This is a genomic window from Streptomyces sp. NPDC001056 (assembly GCF_053598955.1).
This window is the reverse complement of record NZ_JBSFLI010000007.1, coordinates 99,622-123,000: the sequence shown is the minus strand read 5'-3', so window position 1 is coordinate 123,000 and position 23,379 is coordinate 99,622. Positions and strand designations below refer to the sequence as shown.

Annotated in this window: 24 protein-coding genes; 9 read left to right on the top strand and 15 right to left on the bottom strand. The window is 74.4% G+C overall.

Annotation, left to right across the window (positions count from 1 at the left end):
* Positions 1 to 64: 64 nt before the first annotated feature.
* Positions 65 to 949 (top strand): glycoside hydrolase family 75 protein, encoded by an 885-nt coding sequence (locus ACWDD7_RS11165; RefSeq protein ID WP_450457257.1) that lies wholly within the window; start codon positions 65 to 67, stop codon positions 947 to 949.
* Between the two features lie 27 nt (positions 950 to 976).
* On the opposite strand, the gene ACWDD7_RS11160 is transcribed toward ACWDD7_RS11165, so the two are convergent.
* From ACWDD7_RS11160 to dhaK, 3 genes are read right to left on the bottom strand one after another with little or no spacing between them, the layout of a single operon-like run.
* On the bottom strand, positions 977 to 1,387 hold the full coding sequence (locus ACWDD7_RS11160) for a PTS-dependent dihydroxyacetone kinase phosphotransferase subunit DhaM (protein ID WP_351865888.1): 411 nt from the start codon (positions 1,385 to 1,387) through the stop codon (positions 977 to 979).
* Position 1,388: 1 nt separating this feature from the next.
* The gene (dhaL, locus tag ACWDD7_RS11155; RefSeq protein WP_351865890.1) at positions 1,389 to 1,988 is read right to left on the bottom strand and encodes a dihydroxyacetone kinase subunit DhaL; all 600 of its coding nucleotides are present in this window, start codon (positions 1,986 to 1,988) and stop codon (positions 1,389 to 1,391) included.
* 45 nt (positions 1,989 to 2,033) lie between these two features.
* Positions 2,034 to 3,026, bottom strand: coding sequence for a dihydroxyacetone kinase subunit DhaK (dhaK, locus tag ACWDD7_RS11150; protein WP_351865893.1), 993 nt, complete (start codon positions 3,024 to 3,026; stop codon positions 2,034 to 2,036).
* 963 nt (positions 3,027 to 3,989) lie between these two features.
* Here dhaK and ACWDD7_RS11145 point away from each other — a divergent pair.
* Positions 3,990 to 4,355 carry a DUF3040 domain-containing protein gene (locus ACWDD7_RS11145; RefSeq protein ID WP_450457145.1) on the top strand — a complete coding sequence of 122 codons (366 nt, stop codon included), beginning with the start codon at positions 3,990 to 3,992 and terminating at the stop codon, positions 4,353 to 4,355.
* Positions 4,356 to 4,383: 28 nt separating this feature from the next.
* On the opposite strand, the gene ACWDD7_RS11140 is transcribed toward ACWDD7_RS11145, so the two are convergent.
* Positions 4,384 to 4,947 carry a hemerythrin domain-containing protein gene (locus ACWDD7_RS11140; protein WP_450457144.1) on the bottom strand — a complete coding sequence of 188 codons (564 nt, stop codon included), beginning with the start codon at positions 4,945 to 4,947 and terminating at the stop codon, positions 4,384 to 4,386.
* A gap of 478 nt (positions 4,948 to 5,425) precedes the next feature.
* Here ACWDD7_RS11140 and ACWDD7_RS11135 point away from each other — a divergent pair, with 478 nt between their 5' ends.
* From ACWDD7_RS11135 to ACWDD7_RS11120, 4 genes are all read left to right on the top strand, one after another.
* A complete protein-coding gene (locus ACWDD7_RS11135; RefSeq protein ID WP_450457143.1) occupies positions 5,426 to 5,803 on the top strand; it encodes a carbamoyltransferase C-terminal domain-containing protein in 378 nt (125 codons plus the stop codon).
* Entirely contained in the window at positions 5,800 to 6,795 is a 996-nt protein-coding gene (locus tag ACWDD7_RS11130; protein WP_450457142.1) for a glycosyltransferase family 2 protein, read from the top strand. The genes ACWDD7_RS11135 and ACWDD7_RS11130 overlap by 4 nt, the downstream gene beginning before the upstream one ends.
* A gap of 367 nt (positions 6,796 to 7,162) precedes the next feature.
* A complete protein-coding gene (locus ACWDD7_RS11125; protein ID WP_351865905.1) occupies positions 7,163 to 8,365 on the top strand; it encodes a GAF and ANTAR domain-containing protein in 1,203 nt (400 codons plus the stop codon).
* A 118-nt stretch (positions 8,366 to 8,483) separates the two neighbouring features.
* Positions 8,484 to 8,942: an RpiB/LacA/LacB family sugar-phosphate isomerase gene (locus tag ACWDD7_RS11120; RefSeq protein WP_450457141.1), complete on the top strand. Its 459-nt coding sequence runs from the start codon at positions 8,484 to 8,486 to the stop codon at positions 8,940 to 8,942.
* A gap of 54 nt (positions 8,943 to 8,996) precedes the next feature.
* Here the strand turns inward: ACWDD7_RS11120 and ACWDD7_RS11115 are convergent, their stop codons facing one another.
* A complete protein-coding gene (locus ACWDD7_RS11115) occupies positions 8,997 to 9,362 on the bottom strand; it encodes a DUF6479 family protein (RefSeq protein WP_351865911.1) in 366 nt (121 codons plus the stop codon).
* Between the two features lie 118 nt (positions 9,363 to 9,480).
* Between ACWDD7_RS11115 and ACWDD7_RS11110 the strand changes: the two genes are divergently transcribed.
* The 3 genes from ACWDD7_RS11110 (at position 9,481) to ACWDD7_RS11100 (ending at position 11,286) form a co-directional block, all read left to right on the top strand.
* Positions 9,481 to 9,855 carry a ferredoxin gene (locus ACWDD7_RS11110; RefSeq protein WP_450457140.1) on the top strand — a complete coding sequence of 125 codons (375 nt, stop codon included), beginning with the start codon at positions 9,481 to 9,483 and terminating at the stop codon, positions 9,853 to 9,855.
* A gap of 30 nt (positions 9,856 to 9,885) precedes the next feature.
* Entirely contained in the window at positions 9,886 to 10,014 is a 129-nt protein-coding gene (locus tag ACWDD7_RS11105; protein ID WP_450457262.1) for a hypothetical protein, read from the top strand.
* Positions 10,015 to 10,518: 504 nt separating this feature from the next.
* Positions 10,519 to 11,286, top strand: a complete 768-nt coding sequence (locus tag ACWDD7_RS11100) for an SDR family NAD(P)-dependent oxidoreductase (protein WP_450457139.1) — start codon at positions 10,519 to 10,521, stop codon at positions 11,284 to 11,286.
* A 37-nt stretch (positions 11,287 to 11,323) separates the two neighbouring features.
* Here ACWDD7_RS11100 and ACWDD7_RS11095 read toward each other — a convergent pair whose 3' ends face one another.
* The 10 genes from ACWDD7_RS11095 to ACWDD7_RS11050 form a co-directional block, all read right to left on the bottom strand.
* Positions 11,324 to 13,348 (bottom strand): radical SAM protein, encoded by a 2,025-nt coding sequence (locus ACWDD7_RS11095; protein WP_450457138.1) that lies wholly within the window; start codon positions 13,346 to 13,348, stop codon positions 11,324 to 11,326.
* 81 nt (positions 13,349 to 13,429) lie between these two features.
* On the bottom strand, positions 13,430 to 14,389 hold the full coding sequence (locus ACWDD7_RS11090) for an aldo/keto reductase (protein WP_351865922.1): 960 nt from the start codon (positions 14,387 to 14,389) through the stop codon (positions 13,430 to 13,432).
* The gene (locus ACWDD7_RS11085; RefSeq protein WP_450457137.1) at positions 14,386 to 15,873 is read right to left on the bottom strand and encodes a GMC family oxidoreductase; all 1,488 of its coding nucleotides are present in this window, start codon (positions 15,871 to 15,873) and stop codon (positions 14,386 to 14,388) included. Before ACWDD7_RS11085 ends, ACWDD7_RS11090 begins: the two co-directional genes overlap by 4 nt.
* The gene (locus tag ACWDD7_RS11080; protein WP_450457136.1) at positions 15,870 to 16,805 is read right to left on the bottom strand and encodes an adenosine kinase; all 936 of its coding nucleotides are present in this window, start codon (positions 16,803 to 16,805) and stop codon (positions 15,870 to 15,872) included. Before ACWDD7_RS11080 ends, ACWDD7_RS11085 begins: the two co-directional genes overlap by 4 nt.
* A 94-nt stretch (positions 16,806 to 16,899) precedes the next feature.
* Complete coding sequence (locus ACWDD7_RS11075) at positions 16,900 to 17,727, bottom strand: HAD family hydrolase (protein ID WP_450457135.1); 828 nt, start codon at positions 17,725 to 17,727, stop codon at positions 16,900 to 16,902.
* Entirely contained in the window at positions 17,724 to 18,269 is a 546-nt protein-coding gene (locus ACWDD7_RS11070) for an NUDIX domain-containing protein (protein WP_392212940.1), read from the bottom strand. The genes ACWDD7_RS11075 and ACWDD7_RS11070 overlap by 4 nt, the downstream gene beginning before the upstream one ends.
* Positions 18,266 to 19,156: an SDR family oxidoreductase gene (locus ACWDD7_RS11065; protein ID WP_351865935.1), complete on the bottom strand. Its 891-nt coding sequence runs from the start codon at positions 19,154 to 19,156 to the stop codon at positions 18,266 to 18,268. The genes ACWDD7_RS11070 and ACWDD7_RS11065 overlap by 4 nt, the downstream gene beginning before the upstream one ends.
* Entirely contained in the window at positions 19,153 to 20,181 is a 1,029-nt protein-coding gene (locus tag ACWDD7_RS11060) for an ROK family protein (protein WP_351865938.1), read from the bottom strand. The genes ACWDD7_RS11065 and ACWDD7_RS11060 overlap by 4 nt, the downstream gene beginning before the upstream one ends.
* Positions 20,174 to 21,280, bottom strand: coding sequence for a sugar phosphate nucleotidyltransferase (locus ACWDD7_RS11055; RefSeq protein ID WP_450457134.1), 1,107 nt, complete (start codon positions 21,278 to 21,280; stop codon positions 20,174 to 20,176). The genes ACWDD7_RS11060 and ACWDD7_RS11055 overlap by 8 nt, the downstream gene beginning before the upstream one ends.
* Positions 21,273 to 23,375, bottom strand: a complete 2,103-nt coding sequence (locus ACWDD7_RS11050) for a glycosyltransferase (RefSeq protein ID WP_450457133.1) — start codon at positions 23,373 to 23,375, stop codon at positions 21,273 to 21,275. The genes ACWDD7_RS11055 and ACWDD7_RS11050 overlap by 8 nt, the downstream gene beginning before the upstream one ends.
* Between the last annotated feature and the right edge of the window lie 4 nt (positions 23,376 to 23,379).

The following is a 23,379-nucleotide window of genomic DNA, read 5'->3' as shown; positions in this document are numbered from 1 at the left end:
TGTCCGGGCCGCGGACCACAGTGGCCTGGACATGTCCCCGAGGAGAGGGTTCCTCATCGTGCGTGTGCGTGTCCCGACGTTGACGCTGGCCGCGGCCGGCGTCACCCTGATCGCCCCCGCCACGCTGCCAGGCGCCGCCGCGGCCCTGCCGCCCGGGGCGCGGCCCGCGGTTCCCGGCGAGGGCGCCACCGTCGCCGCGAGCGCCGTCGGTCCGCCTCCGGTCCACCGCAGAGACGTTCCTGCGGCGGCCGCGGGCCCCAGGAGAACCGCCACCGCCCCGAGCCGGGGCGGGGCCCCCGCCACCCCGCGTCGCGCGGCCGCCGAGACCGCCGGGGCGGCCGAGGCCGCTCCGGGCCACGCCGAGGGCACCGTCACCGCCGCGGACCTGCTGGCCAAGGTCGGCACCTGCGCCGAGATCTCCAACGGCCGGTACCGCACCGACGAGGACAGCCCCGCGACCGTGCCCGTCTGCGGCGCCCAGGGCGCCGTCTTCTGGAAGGCCGACCTCGACATCGACTGCGACGGCCGGGCCTCCGCCCACTGCAACAGCGAGGCCGACCCGCTGTACTCGCCCAGCACCGCCTACCGGCAGTCCGACGGGCAGCCGCTGAACGCGGAGACGCTGCCCTACATCGTCGTACCGGCCGCGAGCCCCCGCTGGGACCCCGGCGCGCACGGCGTGCGGGGCGGTTCCGTCGCCGCCGTCGTCTACCAGGACCGGGTGCAGTACGCGGTCGTCGGCGACACCGGCCCGAGCGACCTCATCGGCGAGGCCTCCTACGCCACCGCGCAGGGCCTCGGCATCCGCCCCGGACCCAGCGTCGGCGGGGTGCCCTCCGGGGTCACCTACATCGTGTTCAAGGACTCCGAGGTGTACCCCATCGAGGACCACGACGAGGCGGTGGCGACGGGGGAGCGGCTGGCCCGGCAGTTCGTGACCGCCAACTGACCAGCCGCCCGGCGTCCTGACGGCGCGTCACACCTTGCGGTAGGAGTACGCCTCCGCCGCCGCGGCCTCCACCGCGGCCAGGTCCCCGCCCGCGGCGGCCGTCACCACCGCGGCCACCGCCCCTTCGAGGAACGGGGCGTCCACCAGCCGTGTGTCCTCCGGCAGTTCATCGCCCTCGGCGAGCAGCGCCTTCACGGTCAGTACGGCGCTGCCGAGGTCGGTGAGGACCGCGACCCCGGCACCCCGGTCGACGGAGGCCGCCGCGGCGGAGATCAGCTCGGCACTGGTGCCGAGCCCGCCGCCCTCCGTGCCGCCCGCCGGGGCCACCTGCACCGAGGCGGCCCCGCCCGCGAGCCCCTTGGCCAGCGCGGCGACCGCGGTGGCCACCTCCGCGCTGTGCGACACCAGCACGATCCCGACCAGCTTCTCGCCGTTCACGTCAGCCCTCCGCCGTCTCGGCCAGCGCGGCGATCAGCAGTGCCGACGACGTCGCGCCCGGGTCCTGGTGACCGATGCTGCGCTCGCCCAGGTAACTCGCCCGGCCCTTGCGGGCCAGCATCGGGACGGTCGCCTCCGCGCCCTGCTCGGCGGCTGCACGGGCGGCGGCGAACCCCTCCCCGAGTGCGTCCACGGCCGGCAGCAGGGCATCGATCATGGTCTTGTCGCCGGCGGCCGCCCCGCCGAGCTTCATCACCCCCTGCACCCCCGTCTTCAGCGCCTCGGCCAGCTGCTCCGCGCTGACCTCCGGGGCCTCCCCGAGCGTCTTGCCGGTCCGGCGCAGCAACGTGCCGTACAGCGGCCCCGAGGCGCCGCCGACCGTCGAGATCAACTGGCGCCCGGCGAGCGTCAGCACGGCACCCGGGGTACCCGGTGTCTCCTTCTCCAGCTCCGCCTGTACGGCCGTGAACCCGCGCCGCATGTTGCTGCCGTGATCGGCGTCCCCGATGGCCGCGTCGAGGGCGGTGAGCCTTTCCGCCTCGCGGTCGACGGACGCGGCGGCCGCCGTCATCCAACGGCGGAAGAAGTCGGCGTCGAGCACTGGACCTCCAAACGTAGTAAGGGCGTTGAGACCTGTACCGACGTATCACATCCCCCAGCGCAGCGCCGGGGTGCGCACCGGCGCGTCCCACAGGCCCAGCATCTCCTCGTCGACCTGGCACAGCGTCACCGAGGCGCCCGCCATGTCCAGGGAGGTGACGTAGTTGCCGACCAGGGTGCGGACCACGGCGACTCCGCGTTCGGCCAGCACCCGCTGCACCTCCGCGTTGAAGCCGTAGAGTTCGAGCAGCGGGGTCGCCCCCATGCCGTTGACCAGCACGAGCACCGGGTTGTGCGGGGGCATGTCCTCAAGGATCGCCTGCACCGCGAAGTCCGCGATCTCCCCGGAGGTCATCATCGGGCGCCGCTCCCGGCCCGGCTCGCCGTGGATGCCGATGCCCAACTCCAGCTCGCCGTCCGGGAGATCGAAGGTCGGGCTGCCCTTGGCCGGGGTCGTGACGGCGCTGAGCGCCACGCCGAAGCTGCGCGCGTTCTCGTTCACCCGGCGGCCCATCGCCTCCACCTGCTCCAGCGGCCGCCCCTCGGCCGCGGCGGCGCCCGCGATCTTCTCCACGAACAGCGTCCCCCCGGTGCCGCGCCGGCCGGCTGTGTAGGTGCTGTCGGTGACCGCCACGTCGTCGTCCACCAGCACCTTGGCGACCTGGATGCCCTCGTCCTCGGCCAGCTCCGCCGCCATGTCGAAGTTGAGCACGTCGCCGGTGTAGTTCTTCACGACGAACAGCACCCCGGCGCCGCTGTCCACGGCGGCCGCCGCGCGCACCATCTGGTCCGGCACCGGCGAGGTGAACACCTCACCCGGACAGGCGGCGGACAGCATGCCCGGACCGACGAACCCGCCGTGCAGCGGCTCGTGCCCCGACCCGCCACCGGAGACCAGGGCGACCTGCCCGTGCACCGGGGCGTCCCGGCGGACGATCACCCGGTTCTCCACGTCCACCGTCAGGTCCGGGTAAGCGGCAGCCATCCCGCGCAGCGCATCCGCCACGACGGTCTCCGGCACGTTGATCAACATCTTCATGCCTGTCTCCAGGAAGCTCAGCAGGTGGTCCCTGGCCGGCGTTGTCGCTGCTCAGGCCGGGTGGGACCAGGTGGGTGGTCGGAGCCTTGCACCTTAGTATCGGCCTTGTGGCCGCGAAGGTCATGTGCGCTGCCGCAATCCGCCCGGCCGCCACCGGCCGAACGGGCCCCGGAGACGGGCGTCCTGGGCCCCCGCCCGTCGCGCTCACCCGGCGTCACCCGACCCCGGCGGGGGCGGCTCGACCACGACGAACGCGGGCCGGCGCGTGGCCGCCGCGTCCAGGCCCTCGGCCGTCCCGGCGCGTGGTGCGTCGCCCTCGGAACGGGTGGCGACCTCGCTGTCCGCCAGGAGCGTGACGGCCTCTCCGACGGCCGAGCCGTTCCAGGCGGACGGCGAGCGCCGAGCGGAACACCTCCGCCACGCCGTCCGCGCGCGCCTGCCCGCGCCGCAGCGCCCTCGCCGGAACAGGGGAGACCGCCGCGCGTCCCGCGGGCGTGCCCGACCACCACGACACGCGGTGTAGGGAAGCCCGCACGGATGTTCGCCACCGCCGTCCCCGCCGCCTCGGCGGCCGGCCGGTGCACCGTCTCCCGCCGCGCTCCCGTCACCTCCGCCGAGCCGTCCGCGAACTCGACCCCGCCGATGGCGCGGTGTTCGCCGCGTGACGACCCCGGGGGGCGCGGGGCGGTGGACCGGGGAGGGCCGGGGCGCCCCGGAAGCGACGCCCCGGGCTCGGGTCATCGCGGTGGTTCAAGCGCCGGACGGGATAGCCGAGTTGGCGCACAGCGGTCCCGGATGTGTTCACCCCGCGCGGAACGCGAAGGGCGACATGAACGCCCGTCAGATCCCCGTGTGCCACGTTCCGTGACGTGACCGCCGCGGAACGTGTGCCCTGCTTCGGTCGGCCCGCCCGGGGAACCCGGAGCGACGGAGATCGCCGACCGCGGAGGAGGTGCCGTCGCCGTGGACGACAGGGAGAGGTGGGACAGGCGCGAGCGGCTGCGGCTGTCGCCGTACGAGCGGCTGGCGCTGCTGGAGATCGAGGCGCACCTGCGGCAGGACCGGGGGTTCGCCCGCCGGATGGGCGGCGGCGCCCACCGGGAACGGGGGGACCGGGCGCATCTCAGGTGCTGGCTGCCGGCCGGGGTGCTGCTGCTGGCCCTGGCGTCCGCCTTCGCGGCGGTCATGGGCGTGCGCACCTCGGACCCCGCGCTGCTGTGGTGTTTCGCGGTGCTGTGGCCGCTCACCCTCTTCCAGGCGTTCCGTCTGCTGTGCCGGGTGGTGCGGCGGCGGGGGCGGACGAGGGAGAGGGCGAGCTTCTGGCTCTGACCCCCGCCCCCTTACCGCTCTGCTCCCCTCAGCTCACCTTCCCGCGTCCCGACAGCGCGTCCCGCATCCGGTCGACCAGGCCGGTGCCCGGGGCCAGCAGCTTGTTGGCCCAGGGAGTGTCCGGCGCCGAGGGGTGCGGGCGGGTCGGGGCCGTCTTCTTCGCCCGGCGCACCTCGTCCCCGAGGTCCGTCAGGGCGTCGGCGGCACAGGCGGCCTCCAGCTTCGGGAAGAGATCGCGCTCCTCGTCCGCCAGATGGGAACGGATCTCGCTCGTCAGCCGGGCCATGAGCGTGTCGAACCGGGGATCGTCCGGCGGGAGCCCTTCCAGGTCCTTCATGATCTGCTCGGCCTGGGCGTGGTCCTCGATCTCCTTGTCCGCGAGGGCGTCCCCGCCGTCGAGATGTTCGCGCACCGCCGGGTAGAGGTACGCCTCCTCGGCGACCGAGTGGCGCACCGGCTCGATCGTGACCTCGTCGGCGAGTTCCCTGCGCTGCGGGGAGCCGGGCGGCAGCGCCTCGATACGGCCGAAGAGCTGCTCCACCTCGCGGTGGTCCGTGGTCAGTTCCTGTACGACGTTCCCGCCGTGACCCATGTCCGTCCGTCACCTCCACTGCGGCGTGACGGCCACTCGGCCGCCCGCCGCGGCGCCGGGTGCCCCGGGACAGGGCCCTTACACGACCCGCGCCCACGCCGACGCGCCCTGTACGGCCTCCCACCAGCGCTTTCGGTGACCTGAGTCGCGCGGGCCCCGGCCCCACCGGACAATCGACTCCGACGCGTGAAGCCGGGCCGGCAGGGGAACGTGGCCGCCCGTGCCGTCCAGACAGCGGCGGCCGTATCAGGACGGTCCTCCGACCAGCGGGACCCGAGCCCCGACCTCCCCCGCGCGGCGGGCCCGCGAGGCCGGGCCGGCGGCAGGGCGTGCGGGACCGCTCCCGCGACGCGGACGACATCGCCGTACAGAATTCGGCATCGGCCCATCGGCCCATCGGTGTCGAGGTGTCGACGGCGGCGCGACGACATCGACGTACATCGACGTACGCGGACGCAGGACGAAAAGGAAGCCCCCCATGACCGGTGACTCACCCTTTCTCCAGCCGCGCGCCCTCGTGACCGGCGGCGCCGGGTTCCTCGGCGCCGGCCCGCACATGCTGTTCGCGCACGACGCGGCCGTCGACCGGAGGACCAGGACCCCGGCCGTCGTCCCCGTCGACGGCACCGCCCGCGTCCAGACCGCCGCCCGCGACCGGGAGCCCCCGGTGGCCCGCGTGATCGACGGCGTCGGACGGCGCACCGGACCGCCGCTCGTGGTCGGCACCGGCCTGAACACGGCCGGTCGGCCCGTGGTGGACGATCCACGCGACGCCCTGGAGCGCTCCGGGTCCGCCCCCGTGGACCCGCTGGTGCCCGGCCCGTCCGCGATCCGCCGGGCGGAGGGTTTCGCATGAACGCCGCGCCCGCCTACACCGTCGTCGTCCCGACGATCGGCCGCCCCTGCCTCGCCGAGTGCCTGCGCGCCCTCGCCGAGGCCGGGGGACACGCCCCGCACGAGGTGATCGTCGTGGACGACCGGCCCGGGACCGAGGGCGTGCTGCCGCTCACCGCCGCCGGGCCGCTGCTCGACCGGGTACGGATCCTGCGTACCGGCGGCAAGGGCCCGGCCGCCGCCCGCAACGCCGGCTGGCGCACCGTCGAGACCCCCTGGACCGTCTTCCTCGACGACGGCGTCCAGGTACTGCCCGACTGGTCCCGGCGCCTCGCCGAGGACCTGCGGCGGGCGGGCGAGTGCATCGGCGGCATCCAGGGGCAGCTGCGGGTCCCGCTGCCCCCGGACCGCCGGCCCACCGACTGGGAACGCACCACCAAGGGCATGGAGAACGCGGCCTGGGCCACCGCCGACATGGCCTACCGCACCGCCGCGCTCACCCGCGTCGGCGGCTTCGACGAGCGCTTCCCGCACGTCCTCCGCGAGGACGCCGACCTCGCCCTGCGCGTCCGGCGGGCGGGCTGGTTCCTCGTCCGCGGCCGGCGCGTCACCCGGCACCCGGTCCGCCCGGCCCACTGGTGGGCCTCGCTGCCCGCGCAGCGCGGCAACGCCGACGACGTGCTGATGAACCGGCTGCACGGCCGCGACTGGTGGGCCCGCGCCCAAGCCCCCCGCGGCCGGCTGCCCCGCCACCTCCTGGTCACCGGCGCCGCGCTCGCCGGGGCCGGCTGCGCCCTGGCCGGCCGCCCCCGTGCCGCCGCCGTCTGCGCCGGCCTGTGGACGCTGGGCACCACCGAGTTCGCGCTCGCCCGCATCCTGCCCGGACCCCGCACCGCCCGCGAGATCGCCGGGGTGCTCGCCACCAGCGCGCTCATCCCGCCGCTCGCGGTACGGCACTGGCTGCGCGGCATGGTCCGCCACCGGCATGCCCGGCCGTTGGGGGATACCGGATGACCACGGTCTCCGCCGTGCCGTTCGACCGCGACGGCACCCTCATGGCGGACGTGCCGTACAACGGTTGCCCCGACCGGGGCCGGCTGCTGCCCGGGGCGGCCGAGGCGGTCGCGCGCGTCCGCTTCGGCGCACCGCGTGCTCCCGCTCGGACACCGGGGCCCCGGTCTTCCCGGGACGTCCTCGTCGGCTCCCCCCGAAACCCCGCCCACCCCCGCCGCGTCCGGTTGAGACCGTGGTGTCGGCCGTGCAAGGTGGTGGTCCAGGGTCAGGTTCAGGGCCGGGACGCGGCCACACCGGCCCTTACTCGATCTGACCGGGTGATGCCATGCAAGCCTCCTCGCCGCGGCCGGGCGCACCAGCCCGCCTCGTGATCGAGTCCTCCGTGGTGGAGGGGCTGCCCGCCGAGGGCGCGCTGCTGCTGCGCATGTCCGGCACCCTGGACGCGCACGGCGCTCACGCCTGGTCCGAGGAACTGCGCGGCCATCTGGAACGGGCGGACCGCGCCGGGCTGCGGCCCGTCCTCGACATGGCCCATGTACAACTCGGCGGCGCCGCCGTGCTGCGCACCCTCAGCGAGACCACCCGGGTTCGCACCGGCCGCCCCGACCTGATCATCGTCCGGGCCAGGCCGGGCGTGCGCGAGGCCGTGCACCTGGCCCGCCTGGCGGGCGTCCGGCTCTACGCCACCCTGGACGAGGCCGTGCGCGAACTGGCCCGCGCCGCCGCCCAGGTGGAGGAGCTGCCCCCCTGGCGCTCGCAGATGGCCGACCCGCTCCGGCCCTCGTACCAGGACCTGCACCAGGAGGTCCGCGCCCTGCGCGCCCGGGTCCGCACCGCCCCGGTGATCGGCATGGCCCAGGGCATGCTCATGGCCCGCTACGCCCTGCCCGAGACCGGCGGCGCCTTCCGCGTCCTGCGCGAGACCTCCCAGCGGTTCAACGTGCCGCTGCGCGTCCTCGCCTCCGCCCTCGTCGTGGCCCGACCGCCGGACGGCGCGACCTGGTTCCCCGGCCGCCGCCCGCTGCCCGTGCCCCGGCTGCGCTTCCTCGCCCGACTCGACCGCGACCCGCGTTACCGCGGGCAGATGATCGACGCCGTACTCCGCGAGGCCCTGGCCATCGGCCGCGCCCCGGCCGGTCATGTGCTGTCCGTCGACCCCGCCGTCAACGCGCTCGCCCTGGAGACCCGGTACGGCGGTGCGGACGCCTACCTCGACCACCTGGTCCGCGGCCGCGACGACGGTACGGCCGAGGCGGTCGCCCGCACCCGTGGCCGCCGCGTGGGCATTCCCGACGTGGCCACCGACGCGCTGCTCTCCGAGGACGGCCGGCGCGCCCTGCTGGCGACGGGCGCCCGGGCCCTGCAATGCGTCCCCGTCCTGTCCTCCGCCGGCTGCTGCGCCGGTCTGATCACCGTGCACTGGCCCGAAGCGGGACACCGGCCGACCTCCACCCAGGCCGAGGCCCTCGGCCTGCTCGCCACCGACGCCGCCGCCTGGCTGGCCTGGTACCACCGCACGGTGCTCCTCGACGCCCTCGAACACCTCCACCGGCGGCTGAGCAGGCCGTGAGCGGAACGCGTCACCCGCGCCGCCCGGGAACCCGGATCACACGGGGAACCCGGATCACGTACCACCGAGGGAGTCGGGCGCATCCCATCCGCGGCCACCCGGCGCTACCCTCCCCGGTATGCGGATCTCCGTCTCCTCCGACATGGACGAACCCGTCGCCCGGCTCCTCGTGGGCGAGCTACGGCGCCGCGGGCACGACGTGCGCGCGCACGGCGCGCTGCGCGAGGGCGCCGACCCGCGGTGGGCGGTCTGCTCGCAGGCGGCGGCGCGGGACGTGGCCGAGGGGACGGCCGACCAGGCGGTGGTGTGCTGCTGGACCGGTACCGGGGCCTCCATCGCGGCGAACAAGGTGCCCGGCGTCCGCGCGGCCCTGTGCCCCGACGCCGCCACCGCGGACGGCGCACGCCGCTGGAACGACGCCAACGTCCTCGCGCTGAGCCTGCGCCTGACCTCGGAACCGCTGCTGAGGGAGATCCTGGACGCGTGGTTCGCGGCCGAACCCAGCCAGGACCCGGAGGACGTGGAGAACGTGGCCCGCGTCGACCGCCTGGACGCCGCTGCCCGGCACGGGGCATAGGCGCACACGGCGGGCCGACGCGGGCCGACGCGGGCCGACGATCCTCGCCGGCCGTCAGTGAGCGCCGAGCCCTCCGCCCCCGAAGGACCCGCTGGACCCGCTGCTCCACCGCGGACGCTTCTTGTCGTCGCTCGGCCTGGAGTCCATGTTGGTCAGTTCGTAGGGGGTGAGCGGACGGCCGCCCTTGGGTGTCTTGGGGACCTCCTGGTAGTCCCGGTTCTCCTGGACCTCGTGCACCGCGCCCTCCGGGGGCAGCTTGGGCTGCTCCTCGGGACGCGGGCGAGCGGACTCGCGGTACTTGACCCGGGAGGTCAGCCAGAAGCCGCCGGCGAGCAGTGCCAGGAGCCCGACGGCGATGACGAAGAGCACGAGGCTCATCAGGCCGCTCGGCGCGGCCAGCTGCATCGATGCGGTGTTCATAGGACAGGAATACCCCTCCTATAACCATATGAATCGAACAAACGGAACAAATGGCACCTTGCCCGCCGTCAGAGGCCCGGCCGTGTTTGCCGCCCACCCTCGGGGCAACCCGCATCCCGTGACCCGGCAGGCATCCCCGCAGCAGCTCTACCGGTTCCTTGAGGACCGCTTCACCTGTGCCCAGGCGTGCGCGGAGTGCGCCCGCGCCTGCTCGGTGCGGGTCGGCCTGGTCGATCCCGGTGGCCCCGAGCGCCAGGAGCGGGTGCGCCGGCTGGGGATCATGTGCGCCGAGGTGTGCGACGCCACCTGCCGCATGCTGTGCGAGGAGGGCCGGCAGGACGAGGAGGGGCTGCGGGGCCGGGTGGACTGGTGCTACCGGGTCTGCCTCGAATGCGCGCGCGCCTTCGAGGGGTACACCGGCGCGGAATCGGCCGCGGCCGCCTGCCGGGCCTGCGCCGACGCCTGCGCCGACTTCCTGGAGGCGCTGGCCTGACCCTCCCCGATTTCTGGAACACGTTCTACGGTGTGCGCCGTCAGGACCGCCCGCGGCTACCGCTCCGCCGTCATCTTCACCTTCGGTGGCGGCAACAACGAGATCCAACGCGAGATCATCTCCTGGATCGGCCTGGGCATGCCGAGGGTGCGCCGCTAGCCCGCCCGCGACCACATCGGCCGACGCCCCGCAGGTTCCGTGCGAAGGTTCGGCCGGCCCGGGGCGCGGCGGTGGTACGGCTCGCCCTCCGGCAGGCCGGCGACGGTGGTGCTCAATCCGACCGTGCCGGCGCGTTCGGAGGCGAGGGGGTGCTGATCGTGGACGGCCGCGTCCGCGGCCTGTTCGCGATCACCACCGCGCCGGGCCGGTTCACAGGGTGGGCGGGCGGTCCTGTTCGACCGGGGTGTGCCCCCCGTGACGCCGGCCGGGTGAGGGCGTCGGTGTCGGTGACGTCGAGGACCCGGCCCTCGACGCGCGCGGGTGCCGGGCAGCAGGGTCACCTCGCGCTTCTCGTGGGCCCCACGGGCGAGCCCCCTCCCGTCCCCGCCGCCCCGGGAGGCCCGGTGTCCGCTGTCCGGGTCAGGCGACCGCGAGGTGTGTGCGATTTGTCCTCTTCGTACCCCTATGCTTCGCCACGGCCCACCGTGCAGAGAGGACTCACCCATGCCAGCTCCCGTGGTCGTCATCACCGGCGCGCTCAGCGGAATCGGGCGTGCCACCGCCCTGGCCTACGCCCGGCTGGGCGCCGACGTCGTGGTCTCGGGCCGGCACGAGGAGCGCGGCGCGGAACTCGCCGGAGAACTCGAAGGCATGGGAGCGCGGGCCCTGTTCGTCCGGGCCGACGTACGCATGGAGGACGACGTCCGCGATCTCGTCGACCGGGCCGTCGACCGCTTCGACAGGATCGACGTCGCCCTCAACAACGCCGGTACCGAAGGGCGGATGGCCCCGATCACCGCCGTCACGGACGACGCCTACGCGGCCACCTTCGACACCAACGCCAAGGGGACCCTGCTCAGCATGAAGCACGAGTTCCGCGTCATGCAGGAGCGCGGCGGCGGCAGCATCGTCAACGTCAGCTCCATCTACGGCCGGATGGGTTACCCGGAGGTCTCCGTCTACGCAGGCAGCAAGCACGCCGTCATCGGCTTCACCAAGGCGGCCGCCCTCGAAGGCGCCGCGCACGGCATCCGGGTGAACGCCGTGGCCCCCGGCTTCACCCGGACCGGGATGTACGAGCGGGCCACCGGCGACGACCGGACGCGCGCGGCGGTGAACTCCGTGCTGCCCCTGCGCCGTCCCGGCACCCCGGAAGAGGTGGCCGAGGCCGTGCTCTTCCTCGGCTCCGAGAAGGCCGCGTACATCACCGGCCAGACCCTGACCCTGGACGGGGGCCTCATGGCGGGCTCGCCGCTCTTCCCCGGCGCCTGACCGGCGCCCGACCCGGCATCCGCCCCCGTCCCTCGGTTCACCCGGTGGTCACCGCACGGGACCTCAGCTCCGCGCCCCGGCGGCGCACGGCGTGCGGGGTGCGCAGTTCATGGGTGAGGAGGCGGGCGGCGAGGCCGGCGCGGTCCTCGGGGGCGAGGGCGGTCACGGCGGCGATCAGCTTCTCCGCGGTGGCCCGGTCGACCGCGGCCGGGAGGGGACCGTGGCCCAGGAGGCGGGCCGTCTCCGGGTCCACCGGGGTGGCGTCCGGGGCGTCCGGGTCGAGGAGCACGCGGCGCAGGGGCTCGGCGGCCTCGTCCGGCAGCAGTTCGGCGTAGCGGGGGAGTTCGGCGTCCGGGGCGATCAGCAGCAGATGCTTGGCGATCAGGGCGGCCTCCGGGAAGGGGGTGCGCACGGCCAGCGGGGCCAGGGTCTCGGGGGAGAGGCCGAGGACGCAGCCCGCGTGCAGCAGTACCTCGCGGACGAGGGTCGCCCCGGGCGCGTCGGGCAGCAGGGCGCCGGTGCGGGCGAGGAACCCGGCGACGGTCTCCTCGGCGGCCGTGCCGTCGACCCGCTCGGTGCCCCGGTAGTAGCGCGCCAAGTAGGCGTACCACCAGGCGAGCTGGACCTCGTACAGCTCGCCCACCACCGACTCGTACGCCTCCTGCGGCAGCAGCTCCCGCAGGGCCGGCACCAGCGCGCGGTAGAGGAGGCGGACCCAGGTGTGCGGGGAGCGCTGGATGCCCCAGCACTCGCCGTGCGCGTAGTCCCCGATCAGTTCGGCGACGCTTTGCTCCCCGGCGGCGAACTCGGAGCGCACGCCGGTGCCGGTGGTCTCGAAGCGGTAGAAGTGGTCGGCGGACTCCGGCGGCCGGGGCGCGGGCAGCACCTGGTCGATCAGCCGCTCCAACTCCCCGTAACGGGCGTGGAGCCGGTCGAGGTCGAGGGTCAGGCGCGGGAACAGCGGGTCGGTGAACTGCCGCTTGAGCTTGGCGATCTCCTCGGACAGCGCCTGGTAGAGGAACACCTTGTCGAAGCGATGGCTGAACGACAGCCCGATGTACGGGAAGACGGTGCAGCTGCGGCACTCGGAGCGGTGGCCCACCTCCTCGTCCCGCACCCGCAGGAACTCCGGGTCCTCGACCAGCTCGCGCAGCGGACGGTCCCAGGCGACCGAGTTGTCGAAAGCGTGGTAGCAGGGCAGGACGAGCCGCCCGTCGGGGCCGACCGTCAGGATCCGCTTGTTGGCGTAGCAGTCGGTGGGCGCGGTCGGGTCCAGGGTCTCCATGTACTTGCGGAAGTGCAGGTTGACCAGGGCGAACGGCTGGTGCAGCAGGCGTATCAGCTCCTCGGCGATGGGTCCGCCGGTCGGCTCCGACTCGTCCATCCGCCCCGCTCGGCCCGCCACGGCGTCGGCGAGCGGCTTGCCGTTCTGCTCGATCAGCTTCAGCTTGCGCGCCGTCCGGTTGGTGTCGCGGACGGTGTCCTGCTCGTCGAAGTACTCGAACATGCCGGAGAAGTAGACGGTGATCCGGTTCTCGTGGGCGAAGCGCAGCAGGTCCGGTATCTCGTCCACGTTCTCCCGGGTCACCACGCAGATCAGCTTGAGGTTGCCGCTGCCGGTGGCGATGACCTTCCGGATGACGTCCAGGGCCCGGTCGAGGGTGGGCACCCCGCGGATCTGCCGGTAGCGGTCGGGCCGCAGGGTGTCCAGGGAGACGTTCATGGTGTCGACGTACGGCACGATCGCGTCGATGTGCTGGGCGAACCGGATGCCGTTGCTGGTGATCTCCACGGCCATGCCGAGCGACTTGGCGTACTGCACGATGCCGTCGATGTGCGGGTGCAGCACCGGCTCGCCGCCGGTGAAGTCGACGTAGCGCACGCCGAGTTCGTACAGCTCGTCCAGGATCTGGCGGGCCCGCTCCAGGGTGAGTTCCTCGTAGCCCTTGAACTTGTCGTCCTGCCAGACGTTGCAGTAGCCGCAGAGCGAGTTGCAGCGGAAGGTGATGTAGAAGCGGGCCGAGGTCAGCCGGCCCTGGTCGGTGGTGGTGCTCGCTGTCACGGGTCAGTTCTCCGTCGGTCGGTACGGCGGGCGGGAGCGGGCGGTCGGGCGGGAGCGGGCGGTCGGGCGGGAGGGCCTCGGTCAGGGCAACGGCGCGCCCCGCGCCGCGATCCACAGCTCGTACCACTCCTCGTGCGTGAGGTCGGGCGCGCGCAGTGCCGCGTCCTGGCAGGCGCGGATCCGTTCGGGGCGGCTGGTGCCGATCACCGGGACGAGGCCGGCGGGATGGCGGGCCAGCCACCACAGCAGGACCGTCTCGGGGGTGGTGTCCTTGCTCCGGGCCAGCCGGCGCAGCAGCCCGGCGACCGGGTTGTCGGCGTCCCCCGTGTACCGGCCCCGGGCCAGCGCGCCCCACGCCTGGAGCTGGATGCCCCGGTCGACGCACGCCTCCAGGGTGCCCTCGGGAAAGCCGCCTGAGGCGGCCGCGGAGGTGTTGAGCAGCACCCCCGCCTCGACCCAGTCGCGCCGGTCCAGGCTCATCTCCAACTGGTTTGCCACCAGCGGGAGTTCGAGGCGGGCCTGGAGATGGGCGATCTGCGCGCCGCTCATGTTGGAGACACCGAACCGGCGTACCAGCCCCTGCCGGTGCAGCTTGTGCAGGGCGGCGGCGATCTCGTCGGGGCCGGTCAGCGGGTCGGGGCGGTGCAGCAGCAGGGTGTCGATCACGTCGGTGCGCAGCCGCGCGAGGCTCTCCTCGACCCGCCCGACGATCGAGTCCGCCCGCAGGTCGTACAGCCCCGGCCGGTCCCCCTCGGCGAGCCGGATCCCGCACTTGGTCTGTATGGTGATCCGCTCCCGCAGCCCCGGCGTCCGGGCGAGCACCTCGCCGAACACCGACTCCGACTTGCCGAACCGGTAGATGTCCGCGAGGTCGAACACGGTGATCCCGCACTCCAGCGCCGCCGCCACGGCGGCCTGGGCGCGGTCCACGTCCTCGGCGGTGTACGGCGCCCGGTCCCAGCCGCCGCCGAGACCCATGCAGCCGTAGATCAGCCGGGCCTCGGGCGCCCGGTCGGCGGGATCGGTGGATATGTCCGTCAACGGACCGCCTCCTTCAGGGCGTCGGCGAAGAGCTCGGCCGCGGCGAGTACCGGGAGCTGGGTGTTGGCCGCGGGCACGGAGGGCAGCACGGAGGCATCGGCGACGCGGAGGTTGGGCACCCCGTGCACGCGGCCCGCGCCGTCGGTGACCGCCAGCGGGTCGGCCGCGGGGCCCATGGCACAGGTGCCGACCGGGTGCCAGTACGTGCCGAGCCGGGAGCGCAGCTCGGCGTCGGTCAGCTCCCCGGAGGGCACGGCGCCGGCCAGCGGGGCGAGCGCCGAGGTGGCGGCGAGCCGCTCGACGATCTCCAGGCCCTCGCGCAGCACCGCCATGTCGTGGCCGTCCGGGTCGGTGAGGAACCCGGGGTCGATGTCGAGGGGTTCGGCGGGGTCGGCGGAGCGCAGCCGGACCCGGCCGCGGGAGGCGGGCTTCATCAGGAAGGCCGCGATGCCGGCCTCGTACTCGCCCGGCGGCAGGCTGCCGAACAGCGGGTCCCCGGCGGAGGGCAGGATGTGCAGGTCCCAGCCGCCCGCCGGGCAGTGCGTGCTGGCGGCCCGGATCAGCATCCGGCTGACGTACAGGTCGCCTTCCTTCTCCTGCGCGGCCAGCGCCGCGTTGAGGTCCGGCGCCGGGGTCAGGGGCACGAACACCCCGGGCTGGTCGGACAGGTTGGCGCCGACGCCCGGCAGATCCACCTCGGGCCGTACGCCGCGCTCGCGCAGCTCGTCCGCCGGTCCGATGCCGCTGCGCAGCAGCAGGCCGGCCGAGCCGAAGGTGCCGCAGGCGAGGACGTAGGTGTCCGCGGTCAGCGTCACGGTTTGCCCGTCCACGACGACCTCGGCGCCCATGACCTCACCGCCGTCGAGCAGCAGCCGGTTCGCCGTCGCCTCGCCGAGGACCGTGAGGTTGGTGCGGGAGCGGGCCGGGCCGAGGTAGCCGAAGGCCGCGTTCCAGCGCAGCCCGTCGAGCGCGTTGAGCAGCGGCGTGCCGCAGCCGGGCGCGCCCGGGGCGCCCATGTCCACGTCCTCGTAGCCGAGTTCGCGGGCGCCCGCGAGCGCCGCACGGGCCCAGACGCTGAACTCCCGCTCGGGCACGGGTCGTAGCCGCATGGCCGCCGCGGCCCGCTCCCGGTACGGCGCCATGCCGGCGGCCGACCAGCGGGGGCCGCCCGCCCGGGTCCACTCCTCGTGGTCGGCTTCCGAACCCCAGGTGTGCCAGCACCCGTTGACGCAGGAGGAGCCGCCCAGCACCCGGGCACGCAGCCGGTGCACGGCGACCCCGCGCTCCCACATGTGGTCGCGCGGCAGGGCGTGCGCGTCGAGCAGCGTGCGCGGCCAGCGCGAACGGTCCACACCGTGGTCCGGCCCGGCCTCCACCAGGCAGACCCTGCGCGCCGGGTCCTCGCTGAGCCGGGCGGCGAGCACGCAGCCCGCCACGCCGCCGCCGAGCACCAGCACGTCGTGGTGTCCTGTGACAGGGCTCATCCGCCCACCTTGGCGGCCTGCTCGTCGGCGTCCGACTCGGCGACGCGGGCGAGGAGTTCGTCCCGCCCGATGGCGTCGGCGCGCGTCGAGGGCACGGTGCAGGCGTGGGCGCCGGCGACCGCGCCGTAACGGGCGCAGCGCAGCGGGTCGGCGCCGTCCAGCCAGCCGAGCAGGAAGGCGGAGGCGAAGGCGTCGCCCGCGCCGTTGGAGTCCACGACGGGCTCGGGCGGGGCGACCGCCGGCACATGCGTCAGTTCGCCGTCGACCAGCAGGTACGCGCCCTCGGCGCCCGCGGTGGCCACGACGATCCGGGCCCGGCCGCGCGCCGCGATGTCCCGCATGGTGCGCTCCGGGTCGGCCAGCGCGGTGGTGGACAGGAAGACCAGGTCCGCGGCGAGCGCGAAGGGCTCGTGGTAGGGGTTGACGCCGTCCCAGTTGTGCAGGTCCGTCGAGATGGTCAGCCCGGCCTCGCGCAGCACCGGCAGGGCGTGCGCGCACGGGTGGGTGATCACCACGTGCGCGTGGCGGCTCGCCGCCGCCAGGGCGCGCAGGGTGTCCTCGGGCAGCCGGTCGGACTCCTGGCTGCGGGTGTCGTCGTACAGGGACAGCCGCCGTCCGTCCGGGCCGACCAGGTTGACCGCGCGCTTGGTGCCCGCGACGGAGGGCACGTCGGTGAGCGGGATGCCCCGGTCCCGGTGCAGCGCGCGCACCAGGTCGCCCTCCGGGTCGTCGCCGACCAGGTCGATGTGGTGGGCGCGCAGGCCCAGGGCGCTGACCCCGAGCGCGACGAAGTCGCCGCTCTGTCCGGCACGGGTCACGATGCCCGGCCGGATCATGTAGCTGTCGGCGTAGGGGATCGGCAGCTCCGGGACATGGACGACGGTGTCCACGCCCGCGCCGCCCAGGACGAGGACGTCGGTCTCGGTGGTCATGGCAGTCGGCTCGTTTCTCTCACGTGGGGTGGAGTCCATCGGGGTGGTGAGTCAAGCAGTCGGCCGCACCGCTGGCAAGAACTTGCAGAAATTTTCAGCAAGTTGCCCCAGCGGGCGAGCCGTTCGACGGGAACAGGCGTTCAAGGACCGCCGCGACGCCGTCCTCCTCGTTGCCTGGCGCGATCTCGTCGGCGCGGCGCTTCAGTTCGGGATGGGCGTTGCCCATGGCGACCCCGTGCCCGGCCCAGGCGAGCATCGGGATGTCGTTGGGCATGTCCCCGAACGCGACCGTGTCGGCGGCGCCGAACCCCAGCCTGCGAGCGGCCTCGGCGAGCCCGCTCGCCTTGTCCACCCCGTCGGGCAACAGCTCGACCATGCCCTCGCCGGAGTGGGTGACCCCGATCCGCCCGGCACACACGGAGTGCGCGAGCGCGGCCAGCCCGTCGTCGTCCAGCGCCCGGCTGCGGATGAGGACCTTCTCCACGGGTCGCGTCCACAGCCCCTCCGCGTCCTCGACCAGCCGCCAGCCGTGCCGCACCCGCTCCCCGAAGCCCGGCGTGACCAGGAACTCCCCGGACAGCCCGGCGGTCACCACGCCGAGCGCCAGCGGACCCGCCGCCTCGGCGATCCGCGCCACCAGCGTCCGTACGACGTCCCGGTCGAGGGTCGCCGAGGACAGCAGCCGGTCGGCGCCGACGTCGTACAACTGCGCCCCCTGCCCGCAGACGGCGATCCCCCCGTACCCCAGCGGGGCCAGCAGGTCCCGGCAGCCCGCGGCCGGCCGGCCCGTCACCACCAGGTGCCGGGCGCCGGCGGCGGCGGCCCGATCGAGCGCGGCCCGGGTGCGCGGGGAGACGGTGAGGTCGCCGCGCAGCAGGGTGCCGTCGAGGTCGGTGGCGACGACCTTGTAGGGCGCGGTCACCCGCCCTCGCCCCGGCGCAGTTCCAGCAGGGTGTACGCGGCCAGCGTCGCCGCGTCGGTGATCCGGCCGGCGCGCACGAGGTCGCGCCACTCGGCCGGGCCGGCCCGGCGCTGGCGCATGTCGGCCTCGCTCGCCTCGCGTTCGGGCGGCCCCTCGGTCAACTCCTCGGCCAGGAAGACATGGCAGCCCTGGCTGGCGTAGCCGTAGGCGACGTGCACCCGGCCCAGATACGTCATCCGGGCGGCCCGCAGCCCGGTCTCCTCGCGCAGTTCGGCGCGGGCCAGTTCGAGCGGCGGAGCGCCCTCGTGCCCGGCGGGCCAGGAGCCCTGCGGGAACTCCCAGTAGCGGCCCGCGACCGGGTAGCGGTACTGCTCGACCAGATGCAGACCGCCGTCGGTGTCCCGGGGGATCACCAGGGCGTAGTCCGGCTTGTCCACCACGCCGTACAGGCCCGTGCTCCCGTCGGGGCGCCGGATGTCGTCCTCCCGGACGGTCATCCACGGGTTGCGGTAGACCTCGCGCGAGCGCACGGTGCGGATCACGGGGCGGCCTCCAGCAGGTCGCGGACCCCCTCGGCGACACCGCGCACCCGCAGCCCGTGCCGGCGCAGCACCTCGTCCAGGAGGGTGCTGGTCAGACAGGTGTGGGCGGGCCGGCTCGCGTATCGCCCCAGCGCCCGGGGCACCCGGGTCACCCGCGTCCGGGGCACGCCCAGACCGTCGGCGATGGTCTCCGCCCACGCGGCCCGCGAGACCCGGTCCGGGCCGCCGAGATGCAGCAGTCCGGGGGCCCCGGGTTCCAGGACGGCGGCGGTCACGGCGGCGACGTCCTCGACCGGCACCGGCGTGGTCCACTGGTCGTACGGCGCCTCCACCTGCTCCCCGGCGCGCAGCCGGTGGGCGCAGGAGGCGAAGAAGTTCAGCCACTTGGCGGAGTCCGCGGGCTCCCAGCCGTAGACCAGGCTCACCCGCAGCACGGTCGCGTCGGGCGCCGCGCCGACGATCCGCTCGGCGGCCAGCTTGGCCCTGCCGTAGGCGTTCGCGGGCGCCGTGGGGGTGGCCTCGTCGTTGTCGGGACCGCTCCCGTCGAACACGTTGTCCGTGGAGATGAGGACGGTACGACGCCCCCGCGCGGCCGCCGTCAGATGGGCCGCCGCCGCACTGTGCAGCGCGACGGCCCGCTCGGGGTCGGCCTCGCACCAGGTCACGTCCGAGGGGCCGTGGACCAGCACGAGCCGGTCCGGCCGCACCGAGTCGACCACCCGGGCGCAGGCGTCCGCGTCGGTGGCGTCGAGCCGCACCCAGGGCGCGGTCGAACCCGGCGGCGGGGTGCGGGAGGCGAGCACGGGGCTGCCGCCCAGGGCGGTCAGCCGTTCGGCCACGGCCCGTCCGACGAAGCCGCTGCCGACGATCAGCGTGGTCGTGCTCATACGGCCGTCACCGCCCTGCGCCCCACGCCCCGCGCGGCCAGCAGCCGGCCCGCGCCGATCAGCCCGTGGTCGTCGTCCGGGGCGCCGAGCGTCACCATGCGCCGGATGCCGTCGGCGTCCAGACCGAAGCAGCCGAGCCGCTCCAACTCCTCGGTGAGCAGCTGGACATAGCGTGGTCCGACGGCGAGGGCGAAGCCGCCCATCAGGATGTAGCGGCGGATGCCGATGGAGGTGAACACCGAGATGATCGCCGAGGCGAGGTAGGGGAGCACGGAGCGCAGGACGCCGGTGGCGAACGGGTCGTCGCCCAGGATCGCGGCGACCAGTGCGGGGTTGTCCAGCCGGTCCGGGTCGGGCGCGGCGGCGCCCAGTGCCGAGCGGGCGTAGCCGCCGGGGTCGGCGTGGGCGGCGCGGCGCGCGGCGGCGAGGGTGCCGCGTCCGGAGGCGATGCCGCCGAGATGGCCCCGGCCGCCGCAGTCGCACCGGGGAGCGTCGGGGGAGGGATCGCAGGGCCAGTGGCCGAGTTCGCCGCCGTGGCCCTCCGCGTCGAGCAGCACCTCGCCCGCCCGGTACACCTTGCTGCCGATCCCGGAGCTCACCGTGATCAGGCAGAACGGCGGCTCGTCGGGGCCGTGCACATAGCGCCACGCGGCGGCCGTCAGATCGTTGACGACGACCACCGGCAGGCCGAGGCGGTCCTCCAGCGACTGCCGCACCGGCAGCGGATCGCCGGGGCCGCCCCAGATGGTGGGCGCCGCCAGCGCCCGCCCGTCGGCGGTGACGGGACCGGCGAAGGCCACGGCCAGCGCCCTGCTGCCGTGCCGCTCCACCGCCTCGGCGCACAGCCCGGCGAGCTGCTCGCCCACCCGGTCCTGGAGCACGGGGACGGGCGCGCCGGGGTGGCGGTCCAATCCCTCGGTGGGGGTGCGGCGCACATCGGACAGGGCGCCGGTGGTGAGGTCGTAGCGGGCGGTGCGCAGGGTGGTGCCGCCCAGATCGACCACCGTGCAGGCGGGTTCAGACACGGGCTCCTCCTTGGGCGGAAGCGGGCGCGACGGACTGCACCGTGCCGTCCTCCAGCACGATCGCGGAGTCGATCTCGGCGCCCTCCGGCACCGCGGCACCCGGTAGCAGCACACTGCGGCGCACCCGCGCCCCGGCACCGATCCGCGCCCCCGGGAAGGCGACGCTGTGCTCCAGCAGGCCCTCGTTGACCAGATCGGCCGGCACCAGACTGCGGGTCACACCGGGAGCGGAGACGACGAGCTCGCGCCGCACCCCGGGCCGTACCGTGCGGGGAAGCCGGTCGACCGTCAGCGTCGGCCGCTCCCCGGTCAGCGCCAGGTGGGCCCGGTGGTAGCGGTCGACCGTGCCGATGTCCTCCCAGTGCCCCGGCACCTCGTGGCCGAGGATCAGCTCGCCGCCCGCCAGCATCGCCGGGATGACGTCCCGGCTGATGTCGTGCTGCCAGCCGGTGCCGTCCAACCGCTCCAGATAGTGGTGGAGCCGGTCCGCGTCGAAGACGCAGAACGCGGCGAACACCAGGTCGCTGGTCGGCTCGGCGGGCTTCTCCACGAACGCGGTCAGCCGCCCCGCCGGGTCGAAGTCGACCATGCCGAAGAGGTGGACGTAGCGTCGCTCGATGCGCTGGTAGGCCAGGGTGAGCGCGGCGCCGGAACTCCGGTGGGCGGCGATCAGCGGCCCGTAGTCGAAGCGGTAGACATGGTCCGCGTGCAGCACCAGCACCTCGGAGGTGCCCGGACCGAACAGGTACGGCGCCTTGCGGATCAGCGCGTCGGCGGTGCCCCGCTCGGGCGTGCCCCCGGGTGGCGGGGGCCGGTAGCCGGTGCCCTCGCGGAACGCGCGGTCGTACGGCCCGAAGTGCACGCGGAAACCGGGCCGCCACCACGTGCGGTACAGGTCGTCCATCAACTGCCGCTCCTCGTACTGGGACAGCAGCAGCACCTCGTCGAACCCGGATGCCTCGGCGTTGGCGAGCGAGAAGTCGATCAGTCGGCAGGAGCCGCCGAACGGCACCAGCGGCTTGAGCCGGCCGTGCCCCAGCGGTCCCATCCGGCGGCCCTCGCCGCCCGCGAGCAGCGCGGCGCGCACTCCGTCAGCCATGGCGCACCACGTCCCAGGCGGAGCGCCCGTCGGCCAGGGTCAGCAGCAGGTTCAATTCCCCTCCGGTGTACGGCAGTTCCGCCAGGTCCAGGGTGAACTCGCCCGGCCCGGTCTCGGCGGCCCGGTGGACCACGGTCCCGCGGCGCCCCGCCGCGGTGGGCTCGGCCCAGGTGACCGCCTCGACGCGGGCGGCGCCCGGCAGCCGGTAGGTGAGCCGCCCGTCCGTGATCGCGTGGCGGGCGTCGAGGCGGGCCCGCAGCTCCGGGTCGCCCGCGGCCGCGCGGGCACATCGCCCGAAGTCGGCGCGCGCCCAGGCCGCTTCGAACAGGACGCGGCGCGCCTCGGGGTCCAGGGGGCGGCAGCGGGCGTAGGCGTCGGCGTCCCCGAGCCGGGCGGCGGCCTCGGCGATCGCGTCGCCGTACTCCTCGTACGCCTCCGCGGGCAGCAGGTCGAACCACCCGTGCCTCAGCAGGAGCGGGACGTCCCGTACGGGGCGCTTCCCCTCCCACAGGGGAAGGAAGGCGTCCAGGTGCCGCCGCGCCGTGTGCTCCCAGGTGAACTGCCGTGCGGTGGCGATGGAGTTGGCCCGCAGACGGGCGTACTCCTCGGGCCGCTCGCGCAGCAGGGCGGCGGCCTCCTGGATGCGGCGGGCCAGTGCGTCGGCGAGCAGCGAGTCGTCCTCGGCGAAGGAGCGGTTGACCGCGAAGCCGGTGGCCTCGGGGGTGTTCAGCGGGTCGGCGACATGGCCGAAGTGCGCCATGCCCCGCTGGGCCGTCGCGATCGGCACGGAGCCCATGGCCATCGCCTCGCCCTGCGCGATCAGGAACGTGTCCATCTCGAACTTGGACGGGAAGAGACAGAAGTCCGAGGAGGCCGCGTAGGCCATGATCCGTTCCTCGGCGACCCGTTCGCACTCCAGGTGGATCCGGTCCTTGTGGCGTTCGACCACCTCGCGGATGTACGGGTCCTCGATCCCGTCGTCGCTGAGGCAGCGCAGCACGAAGTTGGCCGCCAGGCCCTCGGCGAGCACGCGGTCGACCGCGCGGAACAGCTCCAGCTGCCCCTTGTGGTTCACGGCGTACCGGGCGTTGTGGAAGAACGTGGGCAGCGCCGGGTCCAGGCCGAGGCCCCCCAGCACGGCCGCGCGGTCCACGGCGGGCCGCTCGGGAGCGGTCCAGCGCTCCCCGATCGCACAGCCCCCGACGAAGCTCTTGTGCGCGTTGCGGCGCACCGTCTCGTGCACGGGCAGCCGCCGGAACGGCTCCTCGAAGGGGGTACCGGCGAAATCGGTGTAGAACTCCAGGTGCCCCGGCGAGAGGAAGTCGACCAGGTCGGCGTGGTCGGCGACCAGGTCGTACACGCCGATGTGCCCGGGTTCGTACTCGTAGTGCAGATGGGTGCGTTGCTGGTAGGCGCTCCGCAGGGACGGCTTCGTCGGCCCGGCCTCCTCGGCGGGCAGGGTGACCGGCGCGTCCAGGAAGCCGAGGAGCCGTTCGACCTTGGGCCGGTACACCTTCTTGGTGATCGGCATGTTGCTCTGCACGGTTCCGACGACCAGCTTCGAGGGGTCGGCGCGGAAGGCCGCCGGCATCAGGTAGTGGTAGTACGGCTCATGGGCGTGCACGAGTGCCTTCTCGCCCCCGAACCGGGCGCGCACGAACCGCACGGTGCCCACCTGGTAGGCCAGCGGCTTGAAGAAGACCAGGTCGTGGCCCTTGCTGTCGTACGGCGGGTAGAAGCGGTCGGGGAGCGCGTCCAGCAACTCGTCGGACAGGAAGTACAGGTCGACGCCGGCCAGGCGCAGCCGGTGCGCGGTCGTGGTCAGCGGGATGCTCACCTCGGCCGGGAAGCGCTCGCCCCAGGTGTCCGGGTCGAGGACGAGCGGCAGTTCGTAGGTGTCCTCGTAGTCCAGGGTCTCCAGGTCGTAGGAGGCCCGGAGTTCGGCCAGGCGGCCGTGGGCCGGAGTGACGACCGAGACGCGGTGGCCCGCGTCGGCGAAGGCCGTGGAGAGGTTCCACAGGTAGACGGAGATGCCGCCCTGGAGGAAGCGGTGGTCGAAGCCCCCGCACTCGAAGTAGGTCTCGATGATGTGCACGGGT

Excerpts from the sequence above, each read along its gene's own strand:
- dhaK (WP_351865893.1), bottom strand. The coding sequence starts at position 3,026 with ATGAAGATGTTGATCAACGTGCCGGAGACCGTCGTGGCGGATGCGCTG.
- ACWDD7_RS11140 (WP_450457144.1), bottom strand. The coding sequence starts at position 4,947 with ATGGGTCACGGCGGGAACGTCGTACAGGAACTGACCACGGACCACCGC.
- ACWDD7_RS11135 (WP_450457143.1), top strand. The coding sequence starts at position 5,426 with ATGACCGGTGACTCACCCTTTCTCCAGCCGCGCGCCCTCGTGACCGGC.
- ACWDD7_RS11130 (WP_450457142.1), top strand. The coding sequence starts at position 5,800 with ATGAACGCCGCGCCCGCCTACACCGTCGTCGTCCCGACGATCGGCCGC.
- ACWDD7_RS11120 (WP_450457141.1), top strand. The coding sequence starts at position 8,484 with ATGCGGATCTCCGTCTCCTCCGACATGGACGAACCCGTCGCCCGGCTC.
- ACWDD7_RS11115 (WP_351865911.1), bottom strand. The coding sequence starts at position 9,362 with ATGAACACCGCATCGATGCAGCTGGCCGCGCCGAGCGGCCTGATGAGC.
- ACWDD7_RS11100 (WP_450457139.1), top strand. The coding sequence starts at position 10,519 with ATGCCAGCTCCCGTGGTCGTCATCACCGGCGCGCTCAGCGGAATCGGG.
- ACWDD7_RS11085 (WP_450457137.1), bottom strand. The coding sequence starts at position 15,873 with ATGAGCCCTGTCACAGGACACCACGACGTGCTGGTGCTCGGCGGCGGC.
- ACWDD7_RS11080 (WP_450457136.1), bottom strand. The coding sequence starts at position 16,805 with ATGACCACCGAGACCGACGTCCTCGTCCTGGGCGGCGCGGGCGTGGAC.
- ACWDD7_RS11065 (WP_351865935.1), bottom strand. The coding sequence starts at position 19,156 with ATGAGCACGACCACGCTGATCGTCGGCAGCGGCTTCGTCGGACGGGCC.
- ACWDD7_RS11055 (WP_450457134.1), bottom strand. The coding sequence starts at position 21,280 with ATGGCTGACGGAGTGCGCGCCGCGCTGCTCGCGGGCGGCGAGGGCCGC.